The sequence below is a fragment of the Amycolatopsis sp. FDAARGOS 1241 genome (genome assembly GCF_016889705.1).
Lineage (GTDB): Bacteria > Actinomycetota > Actinomycetes > Mycobacteriales > Pseudonocardiaceae > Amycolatopsis.
In genome coordinates, this window is sequence record NZ_CP069526.1 from 5,612,147 (window position 1) to 5,633,109 (window position 20,963).

Sequence of the window (20,963 nt, forward strand, 5' to 3'; positions counted from 1 at the left end):
GGCCCGCCGAAGTCCCACGGCGCCGGCCCGTCCTCGTACGAAGCGTCCCAGGGGCGCCCTGTGCTGCCTCGTGACTCGTCGGCTCGCGGCCCATGCCGCGATTCTCACTCCGTGGACTGCTGCGGGGCAATCGCTTTGAGGACCACGTCGCGCGTGTGGTGAGTCCCTTCAGGCCCGGGCGTGGTGCGCGGGCGTGCCTCGTGCACCTCGACGGTCCACCCGGCCAGCCTCCGGGCGATTTCGTCGGGCCGGTAGTAGTCGCCGTAGTCGACGCCCTCGTCTTCTGGATCGTGCCCGGTGACCAGCAGCGTCCCGCCGGGCGCCACGGTGGCCAGCAGCCGGTCGAGTGCGCCTTCGTCCTGCTTCCGCAGTGGGAAGTACTGCACGGACACCAGCTCGAACGCCCCCGCCGGCATCGCCGTGCTGCTCAGGTCGGCTCGCGTCCAGGCGATCCGTTCGGCCACGTCGCGCCCGCTCCGGACGCCGCGCCGCAGCGCGGTCTCCGACACGTCCACGGCGGTCACCCGCCACCCCCGGCGCGCCAGCCACACCGCGTCGGCCCCCTCCCCGCACCCGACGTCAAGCGCCTGCCCCGGCGTGATCCCGGCGGCTTCCGCCACGAGCACCGCGTTGGGCTCCCCGCTGAACACCTGCTCCCGGCTGCGGTACATCCCGTCCCAGTCCTGACCCTGGTCCGTCATCGGCGTCCCCTTCGGCTGTGATGGTCTCCCCGGAACCAACCAACCACGCGGGTGGGAGGGGGCCAAATTGGTTTGCCGAGCGAGCAAAACCGATTCAGCCGCCGGGGCGGGAGGAGAGCCGATCCGCCGGGACCGCCGGACGGGTCCCTCACCGTCGCGACCGTGCAGGCCAACGCACCCGACATCGGCATCGCGCTGGAAGGCCGGCGAGACGTCCGGCGGCAGAACCACCTCGCCGAGAGCTCGAAGCTGCTGGCGCAGATCCAGACCGGCCAGGTCCCCAAACCCGACCTGCTCGTGTGGCCCGAGACCGCCACTGCCGTCGACGGCGACGACCCCGCGCTCGACCAGCCCGAAGGCGCGTACCTGTCGCTGGCGTCCGTCGGCGGCGCGCCGCTCGTGGGTCTCGCCGTGGTGGTGAGCGGGTTCGGTCTCGCGGCACTCGCCGCGCAGCTGTGGCAGCAGTGCCGGTGCCGTGACCGCCGGCTCATCGCGCCTGTGGCGTGCACGCTGCTGCCCGTCGTCGCCGGGCTCGCCCTGTGCCCCACCGTCCGCCGAGCTCGCCGGACGGCAGGACGATCATCCGCACGCGCTGGGTGGTGGCGGTGAAGGTGATCGCGACATCCGCCACGACAGCTCCGGACGCGGCGATCTCGTGGTGGACGACCGTGATGTCCGGTGCGGGCCCAGTGGGCTGGAGCCGGGGCGTCCACACGCGGCCGAGGTGGTGCTCGGTGATCTTTGCCGCGAGCCGCCCGGGGCCAGCCGGGCGTGCACCTGCGCGACGTGCCCGGCCACTGATGCGCGGGCGATCGCGACGGCGTCGGTGCGCCAGGCTGGCCACGGTGCCGGCGCGCTCGCGCGCCGGGGGTCTTCGCCTGCCCAACACCAGCCGCGCGGCGTGTCCGAGGCGGAAGGAGAAGGCGGGGCTGCCCTGGTTGCTGACGAGCATCGCGACGGCGCGCCCGCGGTGGTGACCAACGGTCACCCCGGCGCTGAAGCCGCCGGTTCCCCCGCTGTGGCTCACGCGTCGCGCACGGCGAGCAACGCGCCCGAAGTGGTCATGACGGGGTTCCGGTCTGCGGCCGGCGGCCACGGGGCCCCGGCCGGTGGCGCCGGCGAGCGTCGTCAGCATCAGGCTCACCCACAGGGTGTGCTCGGTGGTCTTCTCGATGGCGTGGCTGTCGTCGGGCTCGGGCACCAGGAACCCGCTCGGCACCCAGCTGCCGTCCTCGCGCTGCGATTCGACGTACCAGCGGGCCATGCGCAGCACATGCCGGATGTGATCGCCGGCGGGGTCGATCTCGGCCGCCATCGCCGAACCCCAGCCGAACTTGCAGATCTGCCTGGACTCCCACCAGCTGTACTGGTCCTGGGTCCCGCCGGCCGAGAGCTTCAGGATGCCGGTGGCGATCTCCTTCGCCCGCTCGTTGCGGGTCACCATGTAGCAGCGGCTCAGGAACGCCGCGCTGATGCCCGGGTTGTAGAAGGCCTGGCGCGGCTGCCGGAAGTCGACCTTGCCGATGAACTCGTCGTCGTGGTCGGCCACGGTGCGCAGGCCCTGCGGTCCCCCCGAGGCGTAGAGCACGTCCGGCAGCTCCGGCTGCGCCGCCCACAGGCGGTCGAACCAGCCGAACGCGCCTTCGGCCACATCGGACTGTCCACTCGCGAGCGCGGCGAGCCCCATCTGCGCCGTGGGGAAGATGAACTGCCGTCTGCTGCGCGCTTCCGGACGCTCCATGTACGACCCACCGGTCTCGGGGTCCTGGAACGTGGTGCGCATGGTGTTCACGAGCGCGAGCGCGGTGTCGTAGCGTTCGAGCGCCCACGCCCCCTGAGCCAGCAACGAGTGCGGGTAGGTCGCCCACCGGTGCACGAAAGCCTCGCGCGGCACGCCCTCGCGCAGATCGCCTTCCGCTGTCAGGGTGGTGCGCTCGATCCACGACAGCACCCGCGCCGCGACCTCGCGTTCGCCGACGACCGCGAAGACCCACGGCATCCGGTAGTAGCCGTTGCGGATGTCGGCCGCGCCGGGCTTGCCGTCGTCGGCGACGCGGTCGAGCAGCCACCGCACCCCGCGGGCGCGGACCTTGCGCAAGCTCTCCTGCGCCGCCCGGATCTCCTGCTCCGGCACGAGGGCCTGGTCGACACCCATCACGAGCGGTCCTCTCCGTCTCCTGGACTCGTGGTTTTCGCGCGGGTCGAGCACCGGTTCCCGGACCGGGAACCGTTCCTGCGCGACGGTTGCGCTCTGGTCGTGCCTACTCGATGGCGACCGGGTTCACCGGGCCGCCGGTGGCGTGGACGATCTTGAGCGGCCCGGCCACGTAGAAGAAGTCCCACTGGCCGCGCAGTCGTCGGCCAGCGCTTCGAGGTCGCAGATCTCGAGGAACAGCACACCGAGGTTGCGCATGAGTGCACTGTGGACGAGCAGTTTCGCCCCGGCGGCGGGGTCGAGGGGAGGTCTCGACCCCGATCGTGTCGGAGCCGATGTTCGGGATCTCCCGGTCGCGGAACCACTCGGCGAGACCGGGTGAGTACACGAGACCGGGTTCGGGCCAGCTCGCGTGGAATTCGGCGGTCGGCGTCTCGCGGAAGAACACCGTGCGGCCGGTGCGCACGAGGAGGATGTCGCGCTTGCGCAGCTCGACGCCCTGCTGCTCGGCGGCGGCCTCGATGTCGTGGTGGGTGTAGGTTTCCCCGCTGGCGAGATAGCGCTTCCCGCGGTGGCGCGCGAGGTCGGCGAGCACACCGCGGCCGACGACGCCGTGTTCGGCGATCGGCAGGATGCTGTCGCGCACGAGGCCGCCGATGGTGGTGTCGGCGTCGTAGCCGTTGTAGAGCCGGTCGTCGTACCAGACGTGACCGAGCGCGTCGTAGTTGGTGGACCCCTGCACGTGGTAGTGAGGTAGTCGTCGGCGAACCGGCCGCCGCCGGGGATGTCCGGCGCCAGCCCGCCGCGCCATGTCCCCTGGTCCTGGACGTTCACCCGCACCGGTTGCTGCCGGTGCGGTGCGAACGGGTCGCCCGCCGGGTCTCCCATGCGGGTCTGGAGGGTGAAGGCCCGGCCCTGGCGCAGGCTGGCCGCGGTGGCGTGAACCTGTTCGCGGCCGAGCGGGTTCAGCGCCCCGATCTCGTCCTCCGCGCCCCACCGCCCCAGTTCGTGGGGCCCCGGACAGGATCTCGGAAAGCTGTGCCACCGGCTGATCGCTCACGACGAACCACGCTATAAGTGGCTCAGGACGCGATGTCAATAAACTAACATCCTGGTGCTAGGAACGTACCATTCGTGGTTCAGGCGATGGCGTGGTCCTCGTCGACGGCGACCGTGCGGACCTCGACGTGGTGTTCGGCCAGCGCCGCGCGGTGTTCTTCGGACAGCCCGTCGTCGGTGACGAGCACGTCGACATCGTCGAGGGAACACGCCCGCACCATCGCGGAGCTCGCGAACTTGCTGGAGTCGGCCAGCAGGATCACCTCGTCGGCGACGTCGACGAGCGCGCGCTTCGACACGGCGTCGAAGTGGTTGCCGCAGTACACGCCCTCGGTGGTCACGCTCGACGCGGCGAGCAGCAGCGTGCGCACCCGCAGCTCCCTGATCGCCGCGAGCGTCATCGGCCCGGCGAAGGACTGCGAACTCTGGTGCAGGGTTCCGTCCAGACTGATCACGTCCAGGTTCTCCTTGCCCAGCAAGGTGTTGATGATCGGCAGCGACGCCGTGACGACCTGCAGGCGAAGCGTCGGCGGCAGCAGGTTCGCCACCGCGTTGGTGGTGGTGCCGGCGTCGAACGCGACCGCGCCGCCGTCGGGCAGCAGCTCGATCACCGCCGCGCGATGGCCTGCTTCGCGCCACTGTGCCGGCCGGAGCGGGCGCGGAAGTCGGTGCCGTCGATCGCGGCGGCGGGCAGCATGGTGACCCCGCCGTGCACGCTGCGCATGCGGCCCTCGCGGACGAGCTTGCGGGCGTCGCGCCGGATGGTCATCTCCGAGACGCCGAGCACCTTCGACAGCTCGGCGACGGTGCAGAACCCCTGCTGCTCGACGAGCCCGACGAGGCGGCTGCGCCGCTCCTCGGCGGGAGACGGCTGGGTCTCAGGGGACACGGTGCTCCTCCGGGTCGGTACCCGGGACCGACCGCCGGGCCCGGGGGCGCTCGACCACGGAGCCCGACGCACGCGAGCGGGCCTCGGACCTCCGTAGTGGCCGGACCGGCGCCCTCGCGCGCGCTCGCCCGACGCTAGCTGCGTTGTTAATTCGTGTCAATAAACGAACATTAGCCGCGGCCACTGCCCGCCAGCAACCGACCGGGCGCCCGGTTGACGCGCAGGGGTGCGCCCGCCTAGCGTCGGCTCCCATGAACCGCGCTTCGCCGGCTGTGGCCGACCGCATCCTCGTCATGGCGGCGGCATTGTTCCGGCGCAAGGGCTACGCCGCGGCCACCACCCGCGAGCTGGCCGAACTGCTCAACATCCAGAAGGCGACGCTGTACCACCACATCGGCGCCAAGGAAGACCTGCTCCACGGGATCTGCCGGGAGAGCCTCGGCGACATCACCCGGCGCGTCGAGCAGGCCGCCGCGGACGTCGGCGGGCCCGAGCGGCTCGAGGCGATGATCGAGGCGCACGTGGAGAGCGCGCTGGAGTTCCGCGACCTGCACTCGGTGATGTTGTTCGAACTGCGCTCGCTCACCGGCGACCGGCTGACCGACGTGATGGGGCTGCGCGACACCTACGAGCGGGTGCTGCAGGACGCCGTCGAGCACGACCAGTCCCGGGGCCTGCTGCGCACCGACCTCAGCGCCCGCCGGCTCACGCTCGCCCTGCTCAACTCGTTGAACTGGACCATCTTCTGGTACGACCCCGCCGGCGACATGAGCCCGCGCGAGGTGGCCCGGTTCCTCTCCAGCGTGTTCCTCGACGGCGCCGCCAGCCCCGGCGCCCGGCAAGCCCGCGCCGCCCGGCCCTGAGGGAGTCCACTGTGGATCTGAACTTCGCCCCCGCCACTACCGAGCTGGTCGAGAAGACCCGCGCGTTCGTCCGGGAGGTGGTGCTGCCCGTCGAGGAGCGCCACCACGGCGTCGCGCCCGACGGCGAGGACTGGCGGCGGGAACTGCAGGACGCCGCGAAGGCCCACGGTGTGTTCGGCCCGCACCTGCCGGCCGAGTACGGCGGGCACGGCCTGGGCATGGTCGAACGCGCACCGGTGTTCGAAGAGGCCGGGTACTCGCTGTTCGGCCCGATCGCGGTGAACTGCGCGGCACCGGACGAGGGCAACCAGCACCTGCTGGACCGCGTCGCCACGCCCGAGCAGCGCAAGGCCTACCTCGATCCCCTCGCCCGCGGCGAGGTCCGCTCCGCCTTCGCGATGACCGAACCCGCGCCCGGCGCGGGTTCCGACCCGCGGGCGCTGGCCACGACCGCCACGCGCGTCGAGGCGGGCTGGCGGATCGACGGGCTCAAGCGGTTCATCACCGGCGCGGACGGCGCGGCGTTCAGCATCGTGATGGCGCGGACGTCGGGCGAGCCCGGCGCCCGGGGCGGAGCGACGATGTTCCTCGTCGACGCGGACAACCCGGGGATGATCCTCGAGCGGCACGTGCCGACGATGGACAAGAGCATGGCCGGCGGGCACTGCGAGGTGCGGTTCGAGAACTGCGTGGTGTCCGAGGACGCGGTCCTGGGCGAGCTGGACCGCGGGTTCGAGTACGCGCAGGTGCGCCTCGGCCCCGCCCGCATGACGCACTGCATGCGCTGGCTCGGCGCGGCCCGCCACGCCCACGAACTGGCGCTCGGCCGGGCGGTGGACCGCGAGGCGTTCGGCGAGCGCCTGTCGAACCTGGGCCTGACGCAGCAGCTGATCGCCGACTCCGAGATCGACCTGGCGGCGTCGCGCGCGTTGATCCTGCGCGCGTGCTGGGAGCTCGACCACGGCGAGAGCGCCGGCGACTCGACAGCCATCGCTAAGACGTTCGTCTCCGAGGCCGTCGGGCGGATCGTGGACCGGGCGGTGCAGGTGCACGGCGGGCTCGGGGTCTCCGAGGACCTGCCACTCGCGCGGATCTACCGGGAGGTCCGCCCGTTCCGGATCTACGACGGGCCGTCCGAGGTACACCGGTGGGCGCTCGCGAAGCGGGCCGCCCGGCGGGCGCGCGACGGGTTCGCCCGGTGATCGACCTCGCACGGCTGCGTGCACTGCTCACCGAACACGGCGTGGCCATCACCGGTGACCTCCGCGCCGACGAGATCAGCGGCGGCCGCTCGAACCTCACCTACAAGGTCAGCGACGACGTCCAGGCCTGGGTCGTGCGCCGCCCGCCGGTCGCGGGCCTGACCCCGTCGGCCCACGACGTGCTGCGCGAGTACCGCATCGTCGACGCGCTGCAGGCCACCGACATCCCGGTGGCCCCCACGGTCCTCGCCGACGAAACCGGCCCCCTCATCGTCGTCGGCTTCGTGCCCGGCCGGGTCCTGCGCACGCGCGCGGACCTGGACGGCGTGGACGTCGCCGACGTCCACCGCGAACTGATCCGCGTCCTCGTGGCCCTGCACGCGGTGCCCTACGCGGAGATCGGCCTGGGCGACTTCGGCCGTCCGGACGGTTTCTTCGCCCGGCAGGTGAAACGCTGGCGCCGCCAGTGGGACCACGTCGCCACCCGCGAGCTCCCGGACCTCGACCGCCTGTACGCCCGCCTCACCGACCGCACCCCACCCCCCGCGCCGGCAACCATCGTCCACGGCGACTACCGCGTCGACAACACCCTCCTTGACCCTGCGCGGCCCTCCCACATGCTCGCCCTGGTCGACTGGGAAATGTCCACCCTGGGCGACCCGCTGACCGACGTGGCCACCATGTGCACCTACCAACATCCCGCGTTCGACCATGTGGTCGGCGAACCGGCCGCGAGCACCAGCCCGCGCTGGCCCGGCCCCGACGTTCTCGCCCAGGACTACGCCACGGCGTCGGGCCGCGATCTGGGCGAGTTCTCCACGTACCTGGGGCTGGCGTACTTCAAACTGGCGGTGATCGCCGAGGGTATCCGCGCCCGCTACCTCGCTGGGGCGGGCAGCGAACCGGGCCACGCATCGGCGGGCGAGGCAGTGCCGGGGCTCGTTGCCGAAGGGCTTGCGGTGCTTGGCCGCTGACCTTTCTTGACGCAGCGGCCAGCTGCCTCGGCCAAAGGCGCGAAGGTGCCCCGGGCGGTGCCGGCAGTCGAGATCGCCGCAGGGGCGGATGAACGGGTCCGGTCCCGGCGGGTTTCGCCCTTCCGGGGCCGGACGTGGAGCAGTTCAGCTTGCGTGTGCCCGACGGCAGGCCGCCGCCCGCGTAGACGTCCTCGGCGAGCTTCGCGAGAGCAGTGAGGGCCACGTTCTGGCTCCACGGGCCGTAGGACACCCGCGAGACCCCCAGCTCCTGCGCCCGCGCCGGCGGGATCGAGCCGGGCACGCCGATCAGGTTGACCTTGCGCTCACCGATCGCGTCGACCAGGCGGGCCACCTGCCCCTCGTCGAGCAGACCGGGCACGAAGAAGTTCGACGCACCCGCCTCCAGGTAGGCGCGGCCGCGGGCGATGGCGTCGGCGAGCACCTCGTCGGGGTCGGGGTCGCGGTCGCCGGCCTTGACGAACGCGTCGGTGCGGGCGTTGAGCACGAAGTCGACACCCGCGTTCTGGGCGGCGGCCACGGCGGCCTCGACCGCCTTCACGGCGTCGGCCAGCGGCTTCATCTGATCCTCGAGATTGCACCCCGCGGCGCCGGCGTCGATCGCCCGTGCCACTGTGCCACCCGGGTCGCCGTAGCCGGCCTCCAGGTCGGCGGTCACCGGCAGGTCGCCCGCAACGCGCACGATCAAGGCGACCTCGGCGATCATCTCGTCGCGCGGGATCTTCTCGCCATCGGGATAGCCACGCGAGGCCGCGATCCCGTGGCTGGCTGTCGCCAGCGCCCTCGTCCCCGGTGTCTCGGCGACGACCTCGCCGTGATCGCGTCCCACACGTTCACCACGAGCAGCAGCTCCGGAGCCGCATGCAGCTCCTGCAGCAGCCTGGCCTTGTCGGCACGGGAAGTCATGCCGTCAACCTATCCGCCCGAACGCCAAGCCGGCACCTGCTCGCCCTCCGGCGACATCCTCGCGAAGAGGCCGTCGGCTGCAAGCGCGGCCCACCGCGCGCCCTCCGCGAGCAACGTGCGTGGGATTGTGCCGGGTTCAGCTGCCGACCAGCGACGTCACCAGCGTTTCCGCGATCGCCCGCAACTCCGCCGGGCTGTACGTCGCCCGTTCCATCACCGCCAGCCCACGCGTGGTGGTGACAACGAGGCGCGCCGCGGCGCGCAGGTCGACCGAAGAGGACGTGCCTGGGAGCGCGGACAGGGCGGTGAAGACCAGCGTCTCCAGTGCGTCGAGCATCGTCCGGACCGCGGCTTCCGCGCGGGGTGAGTCGGTGGCGGCTTCGATGGCGGTGCGGGTCGAGAGGCAGCCGTGGGAGGGGGTGCCTTCGGCGAAGGTTTCGATGCAGTAGTCGAACAAGGACAGCAGGGCGTCGCGGCGGGTGGAGCGGTTCAGGGCCTCGGCCGCGCCGTCCAGGAAGCGGGCGGCGTAGGAGCCGAAGGCGCGCAAGAAGATTTCCTCCTTGCCGCCGTAGGCGTGGTAGAGGGAGCCGCGCTGCACGCCGGTGGCGGTGGCGAGGTCGGGCATCGACGTGGCGCGGAAGCCGCGCTCGGTGAAGACGTCGAGGGCTCGGTCGAGGGTCGCGCGTTCGTCGAACTGCCGGACACCTGCCATGAGGACCCCTTCCTTACTCGATCAGCTTAGTGCGCGAGATGTCGAAGACGCCGTGCCGCGTGAGCAGGCTCGCGGCCCAGCCGACGGCCGCCGCGAGCAGGATCGGCGGCAGCAGGTCGATGCCGCTCAGCTCGACGGCGAGGACGACCGCCGTCGCCGGAGCGCGCGAGGCCGCGGCCAGGCACGCCGCCACGCCCGCGGCCGCACCGCCGGCCATCGGGAGCGCCGAACCCACGGTGGCGCCCACGAACACGGCCGGCCCGATCGTCCCGACGATGCCGCCGGCGCCCACCGTCAGTCCCGTCGCGGCGACCTTCGCCACCGCGAGGACCAGCACCGCGCCACCCGGCAAACCGATCCCGGCTACGCCTGGCACCGCGAGCACGACGAACCCGACGGCCACCCCGCCCACCACCGCGCGCACCCATCCCGGCCGGCCTGCCGCCGCCCACAGGCACCAAGCCAGCACCACTCCGAACAGCGCGGCCGCCGCGCCCCCGAACGGGGATCCCGCCACCACCACGTCCGGCAGCCGCATCGGCTCCCCCGGCAGCGACCAGCCCACTGCGGCCCCCGCCGCAGCGCCCACCGCCACGGCAGCGAGCTCGAGACCCGCCAGCCCGTCCACGAGCACCTCGGCGACCAGCACCACTCCCGTCAACGGCGCCCCGAACGACGCCGCCACCCCACCCGCGACGGCCGCCGCCGCGACCGGCCGCGACGGCAGCCGCGCCAGCCGGGCCAGCGCCGAGCCCAGCGAAGCCGAAATGTGGATGACCGGTCCCTCGGCACCACCCGAGCCACCGGATCCGAGCATCACGCCGGAGGCCACACCTTTGACCCCGGCGACGCGCCCCCGCGCCGCCGCACCCGCGGCAAACGCCTGGCGCACCTGGGGAACGCCACCACCACCGGCGTCGGGCACGAGGCGCACCAGCGCGACGCACACGAGCGCGCCGACCACCGGCGCCAGCACGACCACCACCGCCGGGGCTTCGGCCACGACCGCGCGCAGCGCGCCCACCGTCTGTCCGAACACGACAGCCGCGACACCGGCGAGCGCACCCGCCGGCACCGCGGCCACCACCGGAGGCCACGCCGCGGCCGGCTCGCGAACTCCTGCTCCCGCAGTGACCACCCTGCGCCGCAAGACAGTCGACCCGCGAACAGCGGCCACCGCGCGAAGTCGCCGCACGGCCAACCCACGAACAGTCGCCCCGCAGCGACCACGACCGGGGCAAAACACGGCGACCCAGCCACGAGTACCGATCGGCAGAAAGGCCAGCGCGACGGCCAGGCTCCGACGGGCAACCACCAAGACGCGCCGCACCGTCGCCAGATCACCCACGCCAGCTCGCGCCACGATCACCGCCCGGCCGACCCGCAAGCCGGCCCGCGGACAGCCGCGGTGCAGCGGCGGTCGCCGGGCGCCACGGGGAAGCCGCCCGTGCGGCAGCCGCCACCGAGCGCCGCCCCGCGTTGCGGTCGCGGGCACTCGCCGTCACCGCGGGGCACCACACGACGGCCGGCGAACGACCGTTCGCGCGGCGACCCCCGGTGGCGGCCGCTGCACAGCCGCCCGCGATCATCCGGCGCCGGACCGCGAGCAGGCCTCGGGTGACGGCAACCGCCGGACGCGACCCGAAAGCCGGCCGTCGAACGCCCGCGCGGGACAGCCACCACCGGACGCCACGCAGCTGTCCTGCCGCAGCCACTCGCCGGTCCCGGGCGCAGCACCGTGATCAGGCCGCGAGCAGCCGCTGGTGCAGTTCGTGCGCAGCCCGCTCGACGTGGTTGTGCACGAGCTTCCCGTCTTCGATCTCCCACACGGCGGTGCCGCTGAAGGAGATCGGGCGGCCGTCCGGTTCGAGACCGAACAGGCCGTTGTTGCGGCCGTGCACGGTCCACCGCGAGGCGACGCGGCTGCCGTCGTGGTTCTGGAAGGATTCGGCGACCTCGAGGCGCAGGTCGAGGACCTGGTCGAGGAACGCGCGGATCCACGTCTTGAAGTTCTCGCGCCCTTCGATGCGCACGCCCGCGTTGGTGATGACGAAATCCTCGACCACGAAGTCGTCCGCGGCGTCCGCATCGTGGGCGTTCCAGACCGCGTCCCAGAACGCTTCGACCAGTGCCACCGAGTTCGGCATGGGGTTTCCTCCCGAGTCATGTTTGACAGTGCTGTCAAACATAGCCGGGCCACAGCCTCCGGACCCGTCTTTGCGAGTAGCACCACACGAAACCGGCCGGGCACCCGAAGGGGCGCCCGGCCGGTGCGGCGGGAGGAACCTCAGAGCGAGAACGCGTCCGCGAACTCGTAGCCGTCCAGCAGTTCCCGCGCGGCGACCAGGTACTGGATCGTGGGTGTGCCCTCTTCGAGCCAGTTCAGGCGCGCGTCGCGGTAGAGCCGTTCGATCGGGTACTTGCGCGTGTAGCCGATGCCGCCGTGCACGAGCAGCGCGCGGTCGGTGACGCGGCCGACGGCTTCCAGCCCGAACTGCTTCAGCAGGGACGACTCCGCCGGGATGCGCTTGCCCGCGTCCCACTTGGCCGCCGTGTCGGCGAGCATGCCGCGCAACGCGTAGACGTCCGCTGCCATCTCGGCGAGGTAGCGCTGGATCGCCTGCCGCGACGCGATCGGCTTGCCGAATGTCACGCGTTCCTTCGCGTACTTCAGCGAAAGCTCCAGCGCACGCGACGCGGTGCCGAGCGACGAAGCGGCGATGAACACCCGGCTGATCTCCAGCGCCCGCTCCAGGTGCGCGCCACCCTCACCCTCGGCGCCCACGAGCGCCGAGGCCGGCACCCGCACGTCGGTGAAGGTCAGCTCGCCGTGCTCGGCGCCCTTGCAGCCCATGGTCTCCGGCAGCGGCGCGATGGTGAAGCCGGGCGTGTCCCGCGGCACGATGATCGCGGAAACGTCCTTTTCGGACGTCTTCGCGAACACCAGGAAGTGCGACGCGATGTCGGAGTTGGTGATCAGCCACTTGCGGCCGTTGAGGACGTACTCGTCACCCTCGCGCCGCGCGGTCGTCGACAGGTCGGCGCCCGTGCCGTTGCCGGGCTCGGTGAGCGCGAACGCGAGTGACTTCTCCCCCGTCGCCGCGCCCGGCAGGATCTCCTTCTTGTGCTCCTCGCCGCCGAACTCCGACAGCGCGTGGGCGAAGGAGTTGTGGACGTGCACGACCGCGCGGATGCCACCCTGGATCTTGGCGAACTCCGCGAGGATCGGCAGGTACTGGGCGATCGACAGGCCCGAGCCGCCGTACTCGCGCGGCACGATCAGCCCGAACGCGCCGCACGAGCGCAGCGCCGGCAGGACCACGTCGTAGGGCAGGTGCTCGGTGTTCTCGATCTGCTCCTCGAGCGGGTCGAGCTCGTCCCAGATCGTCGAGAAAACGGCGTCGCGCAGCTTGCGGTAGTCGTCTTCGGGCAGGCCAGTGGTCATGACTTCCTCCTTTGGTTTCACAACGTCCACCCGCCGTCGGCGGCGAGCACCGCACCCGTGCAGAACGTGGCGTCCTCGGCGAGGAACACCGCGGCGCGGGCGATCTCCTCGACGGTTCCGAAGCGGCCCAGCAGGGTGGCGTCGGCGATCTTGCGCCGCGCGCCGTCCGGGATGGCGGCGGTCATGTCGGTCTCGACGAACCCGGGCGCGAGCACGTTGACGCGCACGCCCTGCGGCGCGAGCTCCTTGGCCAGCGACCGCGCGAACCCGACCGCGGCCGCCTTCGCGCTCGCGTACGCCGTGTCGCCGGGGAACCCGACGGTGCCGACGGCCGAGCCGACGAGCACCACGCTCGGGTTCACTCCCTCGATCAGCCGCGGGATCGCGGCGCGCACGAGCGCCGCCGTGCTGCGCAGGTTCTGCTCGATCACGCGCCACCAGTCGCCCGGGTCGATGCGGGCGAGCTTGCCGCCCTGCCACACCGCGGCGTTGAGCACGAGCGAGTCGAGCCGGCCCCAGTGCCCGGCGACGCGTCCGACGAGCGCCTCGGCCGTGTCGGGCGCGGCCAGGTCGAACGCCACCGGGAGCACGCGACCGGGCGCCTCCGCCGCGAGCCTCTCGACGAGGTCGCCGCCGGAGCGGTAGGTGCCGGCGACCCGCAGGCCCCGGTCGAGCAGCTCCCGCGCAACGCCGGCGCCGATGCCCCGCGACGCACCGGTGACCAGGGCGACCCGGCCGTTCGTGGTGTCTTGTGCGTTCATGAAATGAGTGTACCGATCGGTCTGTACGGATAAGTGTGAGAAAAGTCAGAGCCGCTCGACGATCGTGGCGTTGGCCATGCCGCCCACTCGCACATGGTCTGCAGCCCGAACCGGGAACCACGCTGCTCCAGCGCACCGACGAGCGTGGTCAGGATCCGCGCACCGCTCGCGCCCAGCGGGTGCCCGAGCGCGATCGCACCACCGTGGACGTTGAGGCGTTCGTGCTCCACCTTCGTCTCGCGCTGCCACGCGAGCGGCACCGGCGCGAACGCCTCGTTGACCTCGAACAGATCGATGTCGTCGAGCCCCAGACCGGCTCGCTCCAACACGGCGTGGGTGGCCGGCACGACGCCCATGAGCATCACGATCGGGTCGTCGCCGACCACGGCGGTGGTGTGGATGCGGGCGCGCGGGGCCAGCCCCAGCGCTTCAGCCTTCTCAGCGCTCATCAGCAGCACGCCGGCGGCACCGTCGGTCAGCGGCGACGAATTTCCCGGCGTGATCTTCCAGTCGATCTCCGGGAACCGGCGCGCGGCGGCTTCGTCCACGAAGGACGGTCGCAGCCCAGCCAGCCGCTCGGCCGTCGTGGCAGGCCGGACGGTTTCGTCGCTGCCGTGGTCCGGCGCTTCCGCCACGGCCACGAGGTCCGGCGCGAACAACGGCTGCGCGGCGGCGGCCCGGCGGTGCGACTCCGCGGAGAACTCGTCGAGTTCCTCCCGGTTCAGCCCCCACCGCGCGCAGATCAGCTCAGCCGACACTCCCTGCCCGATCAATCCGCCGCCGGGGAAGCGCTCCGCGATGCGGGACCCGAGGTGATCGGCGCCCTGGGCGTCGGAGTGCATCGGCACGCGCGACATCGACTCGACACCGCAGGCGATCACGACGTCGGCCGCGCCGGCCCGGATCGCGTGCGCGGCGAAGTGCACGGCCTGCTGGCTCGAGCCGCACTGGCGGTCGACGGTCATGGCGGGCACCGACAGCGGGAAGCCCGCGGCGAGCACCGCGCTGCGCGCCGGGTTCACCGCCTGCTCCCCCGCCTTGGTCACGCAGCCGGCGATCACGTCGTCGACGAGCGCCGGATCGAGATCGTTGCGGCGCACCAGTTCCGCCAGGACGTCGGCGAGCAGGTGGACGGGGTGGACGTGCGAGAGCGCACCGCCCGGCTTGCCTTTGCCGACGGCTGTGCGCAGCACGTCGACGACAACCGCGTCGCGGGGTGAGGTCATGGTTCCTCCATGGGTCACGAGTTCCGGCGGGTGCCGATCGGCAGCCGGTCGGGCAGAGCGGGCATGGGTCCGGCGGTGCGTCCGCCGGGCACGCCGGGAACGCGGAACGGGAGCGGCTCGTGGCCCGGCTGCACCACCACGACCTCGCCGGGGTCGTCGCCGGTGGCGCACGCGACGAGCGCGGCAGCCACGTCGCGGATGGTGACCAGGGGGAAGCTCAGCCGGTCGAGTTCGGGCCGGGCGGTACCCAACACCGCGGTGTCGACGAGCCCCGGGCACACAGCGCGCAGCCCGATCCCCTGCGCCGCGAGGGTGGGCGCGTAGCCGCGGACGAGCCCGATCACGGCGTGTTTCGTCGCCGCGTTAACGGGATCGAACGGCACGGCCGTGAGCCCGGCGAGCGACGCGGTCGCCACGACGTGCGCACCCCTCGGCCAGCAGCGGCACCAGCACCCGCAGCCCGAACGCGACGCCGTCGACGTTCACCGAGAACGCCCGGCGGTAGGCAGCCGGCGAGACGTTCCTCAGCTCCACCTCCCCGAGGGCGACACCGGCGCTGAGCACCACCGAAGTCAACGGCAGGCCCGTGGTTTCGACCGCTCGCACGGCCTCGGTCCACGAACCCGGATCACCCACGTCGAGCACCACCGCCGCCCCGCCGGCCTCGGCGGCGATGCGCCGGGCATCGTCGGCGTCGACGTCCGCAACGAACACGTGGTGCCCCCGCGCCGTCAGTTGCCGAACGGCTTCGCGCCCGATGTCGCCGGCGCCGCCGGTGACCGGCGCGCACGTGGACGTCGTCGTCACGATTCCTCCCCGCGGTCCGTCGTCGGATATCGGCGACGATACCTGTATAGACCGGTCGGTACAAGTATCGATGAAAACGAGTGACCGAATCGGGGAAACGAGTGCGAAAACGCGAACGAGGGCTCCCCCGGCCGGGGTCAGCCCTCGTTCGTCACGCCGGGATCAGGCGCGGATGCCGTCGATCAGCGCGTCCAGGAACATGTCCGCCACTTCGTCGGGCGTCAGCTCGCCGCCGGGCTCGTACCAGAGGTAGGTGTAGTTCAGCATGCCGAGGATGCCCTTCACGAGCAGCCGCGGCGTCTGGCGCAGCACCTTGGTGCGCACGCCGTTGTCCAGCGCCTGGCGCCAGTAGCCCTCGTAACGTTCGCGGGCGGTGATGACGCGGTCGCGCCACTCGCCCGTCAAGGCGGTGTACTCGCGGAAGAACACGGCCCACTCGGAACGGTGCTCGGCGATGTTGCGCAGCAGCCCGCGCGCCATCTGCCGCAGCAGTTCCTCGGCCTCGAGGTCCTGGTCGAGGAGCGCTTCGGCGTAGGCGTTCATCGAGTCGACCTGCTCCTTGCTGATCGCGTAGAGCACGGCCTCCTTGCTGCCGATGTAGTGGTAGAGCGCACCGCGACCCAGGCCGGCGGCGGTGCCGAGCTCGGCGATCCCGGTGCCGTGGTAGCCGTTCCGGGCGAACAGGTCGGCGGCGATGCCGATCACGCGCGCCCGGTTCGCCTCGAATCCCGTTACCGTCATAGCCGCCTTCACCCCTCGTGGACCGAACGATCCAAGGATATCGGCTGCCGGCCCTGCCGGAGCGCAAGGGCGAGGTCACGGCAGGTCGAGCTGCTCGCGGACCGGAACTTCTGCACCTTGCCCGGCGTCGTGCGCGGCAGCGGCGCCTCGGTGAACGCGAACCGGCGCGGGACCTTGACCGTCGCCAGCTCCTCCTTCCGGTACTGCGTCAGTCCGTCCTGATCGAGGTCACCGCCGGGCCGCAGCACCACGAGAGCCGAGCCGACCTCGCCCCAAGCCGCGTCCGCGACGCCGACGACAGCCGCCTCCAGCACCTGCGGGTGCTGGGCGATGACCCGTTCGACCTCGGCCGGGTACACGTTGAGCCAGCCGGTGATGATCAGGTCCTTGGACCGGCCGGAGACGAACACGAACCCGTCCACGTCGACGTGCGCGAGATCGCCGGCGTGCAGCCACCCGGCCGCGAGCGTCACCGCCGTGGCCGCCTCCTGCCCGTAGTAGCCGGTCATCGACCAGTGTACCGGTCGGTCGGAACAACGGTACTGACTGATCGGTACAAGCACTGATCGGTACAAGCACTCGGCCGGGCGATACCAGCACGCCGGACCGCGAGGGAGCCGCGAGCGACCGGCGGACAGGACCTCGAACGGCCGGCGGCCGACCGTCCGGTCGACCCGTGGTCGTGACCGCACCTGAGGACGCGGCTCGAGAAGGTGTTCCGCGGCCGCACCGCCGCCGAGTGGACCGGCCTGCTCGGCGGTCGCGATGTGTGCTTCGGGCCCGTGTTGTTGTCGCTGGACGAGGTCGCCGCGCACCCGCACAACCGCGCGCGGCACGGTCACCGAAGCACGCGGAATGCTGCAACCCGCTCCGGCACCGCGCTTCAGCCGCACCCCGTCCGCGCCGCCGGGGCCACCCGCCGTGCCGGGCGCGCACAGCCGCGAAGTGCTGGTCACGCACGGGTTCTCGGCCGCGGAGATCGACTCACTGGTCACGTCCGGAGCCATGCGCTGACCGTTGCGTTTCCTGGACCGATCGGTACGCTCGTACTACAGGACGAAGGGCAGGACGAACCATGGCACGTCACCGGGACAGCGCCGGCGAGTCGACGCAGGAGCGGATTCTGCGCGTCGCTGCGGAGATCTTTGCGCGCAAGGGTTACCACGCCACCGGCGTCGCCGAGCTCGGCGCGGCCGCGGGCCTGCAGCGCGGCGCGCTCTACTACCACATCAAGTCCAAAGAGGACTTGTTGTACGACCTGTCGAAGCGGCACGTCGAGGAGGCGCTGGAGCGGGGCCGGGCAGTGCTGGCACTCGACGTGGGCCCGGTGGAGAAACTGCGCGCGCTGGCCTGCGAGCACCTGCGCACGATCGCCGCGCGCTGCGCCGAGGTGACCGTGGTGATCCGCGAGATGCACGCGCTCACCGGCAAACGCGCCAAACAGCTCACCGCCCTGCGCGACGAGTACGAGAACCTCTTCGCCGAAGTGCTGCGCGAGGGGGTCGCCCAGGGCGTCTTCGCGAGCGCCGACCGCGTCGTCGTGCTCGGCGTCCTGGGCATGTTCAACTGGACGCACGTCTGGCTCGACACCGAAAAGGGCCCGCTCTCCCCAGACGACATCGCGGACCGCCTCACCGACCTCGTCATCCAGGGCCAGCTGCGCGTACCCACCCCGGCGCCTGCCACCCATGCCCCGGCTGCCGCCGCCGAGCCCGCGACCGCCGGCGTGCCCTGCCTCTGACTCCCGCGCCACTCGACTCGGCGGCCGCGGGCGCAGCCGGCGGTCCTCCGGCGGCCCTTTCCTCGCTCCTGAACCCGGGCAGGTCAGGCTGGCAGGCCTACGCCCGGGAGCCGGGGCGGTCGGTCACTTCTTCTGCCGCCGGCTGCCGCCGTGCCAGTCTTCCTGTTTGCCGACCTCGTCGGTGGACACGCCGAAGGACGGGAGTTGCGGGCGTTCGCGCAGGCTGCGCTTCAGTTCGGCGAACCCGGGGAACCGCGACAGGGCCACGACGTGGTCCCACAGCTCCACGGCTTCGGCGTCGCCGGGCAGCCGGCTGATCACAGGGCCGAACAGCGCCGTGCCGAGCGGCGGTTCGAAGTGCAGGATCGGCGTGCCGACGTCCTTGCCGGTCAGCGTGAGGGCGACGTCGGTCTCCGCCTGGATCACGGCGTCCCAGGTCTCGTCTTCGAGGGCGTCGGCGTAGGAGGCGGGCAGGTCGCACGCGGCGAGCGCCGTCTCGGCGAGCTGCCGCACACCCCGGTGCACCGCGGCGGCCGTCCCGCCCGGCACGGCGTCGCGCTCGAAGGTCTCCTGCCCCAGCGTCTCGTAGAACTTGCCGATCGGCGCCGGGCCGTGCTCGCGCCGGACGCGGGCCGCCACGCGCAGCAGCTTCAGCCCCGACGTGTGCGACTCCTCGTACTCAGGCGGGAAGTGCGTGTCGTAGTCGAGATGGGAGTTCAGCAGGCGCAGCGAGATGAACCGCCACTCGACCGCGTACGCCTTCTGTCGCGCGACGGTGCGCACCCACTTGCTGGTCATCCACGCGAACGGGCAAACGGGATCGAAGTAGAAGTGCAGGTCGGGGTCGCTCATGCCGCCGAGTTTACCCGCGACCGCTTCGTACCACCTGGTCCAGCGCGCCGCCGGATTATGGACCAGGTCACAACCCAATTCCACGCCTGATCTCTACGTTTCTTTGTACCGATCGATCCAGGGAGGCGCCTTGTCCGAGCACGTGCAACTGACGGTCGAGGACGGAGTCGGCGTCGTCCGGCTCGACCGGCCCCCGGTGAACGCGCTGAACCGGACCATCCGCGAAGACCTGATCACCGTCGCGGAGACGCTGACCGCCCGCGAAGACGTCCGCGCGTTCGTGGTGCACGGCGGGCCGAAGACGTTCGCCGCGGGAGCCGACGTCCGCGAGCTGATCGACCTGCGCAACCCGGTCTGGCCGCGGAGGCGCACCGGATCTCGGCGGGCCTGGGAGCGCTCGCGACCGTGCCGAAACCGAGCGTCAGTGCGATCACCGGCTTCGCGCTCGGCGGTGGCCTGGAAATCGCGGTGAGCACCGACCGGCGCATCGCCGCGGACAATGCGAAGCTCGGCGTGCCCGAGATCTTGCTCGGCGTGATCCAGGGCGGCGGCGGGACGCAGCGCCTGGCCCGGCTCGTCGGCGAGGCCGCGGCGAAGGACCTCGTCTACACCGGACGGTTCGTCGGGGCCGAGGAGGCGCTGGCGATGGGTCTCGTCGACGAGGTCGTGCCCGCGGCCGAGGTGTTCGCCCGCGCGCTCGCCTACGCCCGGCAGTTCGCCGAAGGCCCGGCGCTCGCGTACGCGGCCGCGAAGAAGGCCATCGAAGGCGGTCTCGACACCGGCCTCCAGGCCGGGCTCGACCTGGAGTCGGAGGTGTTCGCGGCCCTGTTCGACACCGAAGACCGGGCGATCGGGATGACGTCGTTCCTCGAAAACGGGCCGGGCAAGGCGAAGTTCACCGGCCGCTAGAGCACGAGCACGCTCTTCCCCACCGTCCGGCGCGCGGCCAGGTCCAGCAGCGCTTGCGCACCGTCCTCGAAGGAGTAGGTCCGGCCCACGACGGGCCGGACCCGCCCTTCCGCCGCGAACCGGGAGAGCTGCGCGCCGACCCGGTGGATGAGGCCGGGGTCGTGAGCGGCGTAGTGGCCCCAGGCGACCCCGACGACCGCGATGTTGCGCAGGAGCAGGCGGTTGACCGCGACCTGCGGGATGCGGCCTTCGGTGAAGCCGACGACGAGCAGGCGGCCGCCGGGACGCAGCAGCCGCAGGCTCTCGTCGAAACGATCGCCGCCGACGGGGTCGAGGACGACGTCGACGGCGCCGAACCGGTCGCGGACCTGGCCGGCCCACCCGTCGGCGAGGAGGACCTCCGTGGCACCGGCCCGGCGGGCAATGTCGGCCTTGGCCACGTCGCTCACCACCGCCAGCACGTGGGCGCCGAGCGCGAGCGCGACCTGGATCGCGGCCGTGCCGACACCACCCGCGGCTCCGTGGACGAGCACCGTCTCGCCCGGTTCGAGCCGGCCGCGATCGGCGAGGCCGAAATACGTGGTCTGGTAATTGACCATCAACGCGGCACCCGCGGAGAAATCGACGTTGTCCGGCAGGGGCACGACGGAACTCGCCGGCACTCCGACCGTTTCCGCGAATCCGCCGCCGATACCGGTGTAGGCGACCACGCGGTCACCCGGCGCGAACCCGGAGCCCGGCGCGGCCCGGCGCACGATCCCGGCGACTTCCAGGCCCGGTGCGAACGGCGGGTCGGGCCGCACCTGGTACCGCCCCTGCGTGAGCAGCAGATCCGGGAACGTCACACCCGCGGCGCGCACGTCGACGACGACCCCGGCCCCGGCCGGCGGCGCGGGCAGCGTGCCGAGGCGCAGGGCGGCCGGGCCAGTGGGCTCGGTGATCACGAGGGCGCGGACTTCGTCGTCATTCATGACCCGACCGTACTTGTTTATACCGATCGGT

21 protein-coding genes and 4 pseudogenes are annotated in these 20,963 nt (G+C 72.0%); 7 read left to right on the forward strand and 18 right to left on the reverse strand.

Features of this window, described 5'->3' with window-relative positions; translation table 11 throughout:
* Positions 1 to 104 precede the first annotated feature (104 nt).
* From I6J71_RS27595 to I6J71_RS27620, 5 genes are all read right to left on the reverse strand, one after another.
* Positions 105 to 701: a bifunctional 2-polyprenyl-6-hydroxyphenol methylase/3-demethylubiquinol 3-O-methyltransferase UbiG gene (locus tag I6J71_RS27595; protein ID WP_204089521.1), complete on the reverse strand. Its 597-nt coding sequence runs from the start codon at positions 699 to 701 to the stop codon at positions 105 to 107.
* Positions 702 to 1,188: 487 nt separating this feature from the next.
* On the reverse strand, positions 1,189 to 2,856 hold the full coding sequence (locus I6J71_RS27605) for a hypothetical protein (RefSeq protein WP_204089522.1): 1,668 nt from the start codon (positions 2,854 to 2,856) through the stop codon (positions 1,189 to 1,191).
* A 106-nt stretch (positions 2,857 to 2,962) separates the two neighbouring features.
* Positions 2,963 to 3,598, reverse strand: a complete 636-nt coding sequence (locus I6J71_RS27610; RefSeq protein WP_239153938.1) for a cyclase family protein — start codon at positions 3,596 to 3,598, stop codon at positions 2,963 to 2,965.
* Positions 3,599 to 3,995: 397 nt separating this feature from the next.
* Positions 3,996 to 4,526, reverse strand: coding sequence for a DeoR/GlpR family DNA-binding transcription regulator (locus tag I6J71_RS27615; RefSeq protein ID WP_204089523.1), 531 nt, complete (start codon positions 4,524 to 4,526; stop codon positions 3,996 to 3,998).
* The gene (locus I6J71_RS27620; protein ID WP_204089524.1) at positions 4,523 to 4,804 is read right to left on the reverse strand and encodes a DeoR family transcriptional regulator; all 282 of its coding nucleotides are present in this window, start codon (positions 4,802 to 4,804) and stop codon (positions 4,523 to 4,525) included. The genes I6J71_RS27615 and I6J71_RS27620 overlap by 4 nt, the downstream gene beginning before the upstream one ends.
* Positions 4,805 to 5,055: 251 nt before the next feature.
* On the opposite strand from I6J71_RS27620, the gene I6J71_RS27625 reads away from it, so the two are divergent.
* From I6J71_RS27625 to I6J71_RS27635, 3 genes are read left to right on the forward strand one after another with little or no spacing between them, the layout of a single operon-like run.
* Positions 5,056 to 5,667 carry a TetR/AcrR family transcriptional regulator gene (locus I6J71_RS27625; RefSeq protein WP_204089525.1) on the forward strand — a complete coding sequence of 204 codons (612 nt, stop codon included), beginning with the start codon at positions 5,056 to 5,058 and terminating at the stop codon, positions 5,665 to 5,667.
* An 11-nt stretch (positions 5,668 to 5,678) separates the two neighbouring features.
* Positions 5,679 to 6,869, forward strand: a complete 1,191-nt coding sequence (locus tag I6J71_RS27630) for an acyl-CoA dehydrogenase family protein (protein ID WP_204089526.1) — start codon at positions 5,679 to 5,681, stop codon at positions 6,867 to 6,869.
* A complete protein-coding gene (locus I6J71_RS27635) occupies positions 6,866 to 7,843 on the forward strand; it encodes a phosphotransferase family protein (RefSeq protein ID WP_204089527.1) in 978 nt (325 codons plus the stop codon). Before I6J71_RS27630 ends, I6J71_RS27635 begins: the two co-directional genes overlap by 4 nt.
* Before the next feature lie 244 nt (positions 7,844 to 8,087).
* Here the strand turns inward: I6J71_RS27635 and I6J71_RS27640 are convergent.
* The 11 genes and pseudogenes from I6J71_RS27640 to I6J71_RS27685 all read right to left on the reverse strand — a co-directional run.
* Positions 8,088 to 8,690 (reverse strand): annotated as a pseudogene (locus tag I6J71_RS27640) (isocitrate lyase/phosphoenolpyruvate mutase family protein); the annotation flags it as partial.
* Positions 8,691 to 8,903: 213 nt separating this feature from the next.
* The gene (locus I6J71_RS27645) at positions 8,904 to 9,479 is read right to left on the reverse strand and encodes a TetR/AcrR family transcriptional regulator (protein ID WP_204089528.1); all 576 of its coding nucleotides are present in this window, start codon (positions 9,477 to 9,479) and stop codon (positions 8,904 to 8,906) included.
* 13 nt (positions 9,480 to 9,492) lie between these two features.
* Positions 9,493 to 10,563 carry a chloride channel protein gene (locus I6J71_RS27650; RefSeq protein ID WP_204089529.1) on the reverse strand — a complete coding sequence of 357 codons (1,071 nt, stop codon included), beginning with the start codon at positions 10,561 to 10,563 and terminating at the stop codon, positions 9,493 to 9,495.
* Positions 10,564 to 11,221: 658 nt separating this feature from the next.
* Positions 11,222 to 11,626, reverse strand: coding sequence for an ester cyclase (locus I6J71_RS27655; protein ID WP_239153939.1), 405 nt, complete (start codon positions 11,624 to 11,626; stop codon positions 11,222 to 11,224).
* A gap of 140 nt (positions 11,627 to 11,766) precedes the next feature.
* A complete protein-coding gene (locus tag I6J71_RS27660) occupies positions 11,767 to 12,924 on the reverse strand; it encodes an acyl-CoA dehydrogenase family protein (protein ID WP_204089531.1) in 1,158 nt (385 codons plus the stop codon).
* Positions 12,925 to 12,941: 17 nt separating this feature from the next.
* Positions 12,942 to 13,685, reverse strand: a complete 744-nt coding sequence (locus tag I6J71_RS27665) for an SDR family NAD(P)-dependent oxidoreductase (RefSeq protein WP_204089532.1) — start codon at positions 13,683 to 13,685, stop codon at positions 12,942 to 12,944.
* A gap of 45 nt (positions 13,686 to 13,730) precedes the next feature.
* A pseudogene (locus I6J71_RS27670) lies at positions 13,731 to 14,911 on the reverse strand (acetyl-CoA C-acyltransferase).
* A gap of 14 nt (positions 14,912 to 14,925) precedes the next feature.
* Entirely contained in the window at positions 14,926 to 15,327 is a 402-nt protein-coding gene (locus I6J71_RS49920) for an SDR family NAD(P)-dependent oxidoreductase (RefSeq protein ID WP_255569977.1), read from the reverse strand.
* Positions 15,275 to 15,718, reverse strand: a complete 444-nt coding sequence (locus tag I6J71_RS49925) for an SDR family oxidoreductase (protein ID WP_255569978.1) — start codon at positions 15,716 to 15,718, stop codon at positions 15,275 to 15,277. Before I6J71_RS49925 ends, I6J71_RS49920 begins: the two co-directional genes overlap by 53 nt.
* 162 nt (positions 15,719 to 15,880) lie before the next feature.
* On the reverse strand, positions 15,881 to 16,459 hold the full coding sequence (locus I6J71_RS27680) for a TetR/AcrR family transcriptional regulator (RefSeq protein WP_204089533.1): 579 nt from the start codon (positions 16,457 to 16,459) through the stop codon (positions 15,881 to 15,883).
* 8 nt (positions 16,460 to 16,467) lie between these two features.
* A complete protein-coding gene (locus I6J71_RS27685; RefSeq protein WP_204089534.1) occupies positions 16,468 to 16,968 on the reverse strand; it encodes an AMP-binding protein in 501 nt (166 codons plus the stop codon).
* Between the two features lie 204 nt (positions 16,969 to 17,172).
* Here I6J71_RS27685 and I6J71_RS51140 point away from each other — a divergent pair.
* From I6J71_RS51140 to I6J71_RS27695, 3 genes and pseudogenes are all read left to right on the forward strand, one after another.
* Positions 17,173 to 17,346, forward strand: a pseudogene (locus I6J71_RS51140) (CoA transferase); the annotation flags it as partial.
* Positions 17,315 to 17,473, forward strand: a complete 159-nt coding sequence (locus I6J71_RS48980; RefSeq protein WP_239153940.1) for a hypothetical protein — start codon at positions 17,315 to 17,317, stop codon at positions 17,471 to 17,473. The pseudogene I6J71_RS51140 and the gene I6J71_RS48980, both read left to right, overlap by 32 nt.
* 61 nt (positions 17,474 to 17,534) lie before the next feature.
* The gene (locus I6J71_RS27695; RefSeq protein WP_204089535.1) at positions 17,535 to 18,200 is read left to right on the forward strand and encodes a TetR/AcrR family transcriptional regulator; all 666 of its coding nucleotides are present in this window, start codon (positions 17,535 to 17,537) and stop codon (positions 18,198 to 18,200) included.
* Between the two features lie 123 nt (positions 18,201 to 18,323).
* Here I6J71_RS27695 and I6J71_RS27700 read toward each other — a convergent pair whose 3' ends face one another.
* Positions 18,324 to 19,052, reverse strand: coding sequence for a hypothetical protein (locus I6J71_RS27700; protein WP_204089536.1), 729 nt, complete (start codon positions 19,050 to 19,052; stop codon positions 18,324 to 18,326).
* A gap of 130 nt (positions 19,053 to 19,182) precedes the next feature.
* On the opposite strand from I6J71_RS27700, the pseudogene I6J71_RS27705 reads away from it, so the two are divergent.
* Positions 19,183 to 19,961, forward strand: a pseudogene (locus I6J71_RS27705) (enoyl-CoA hydratase/isomerase family protein).
* On the opposite strand, the gene I6J71_RS27710 reads toward I6J71_RS27705, so the two are convergent.
* Positions 19,958 to 20,932 carry an NADPH:quinone oxidoreductase family protein gene (locus tag I6J71_RS27710; protein WP_204089537.1) on the reverse strand — a complete coding sequence of 325 codons (975 nt, stop codon included), beginning with the start codon at positions 20,930 to 20,932 and terminating at the stop codon, positions 19,958 to 19,960. The pseudogene I6J71_RS27705 and the gene I6J71_RS27710 overlap by 4 nt on opposite strands.
* Between the last annotated feature and the right edge of the window lie 31 nt (positions 20,933 to 20,963).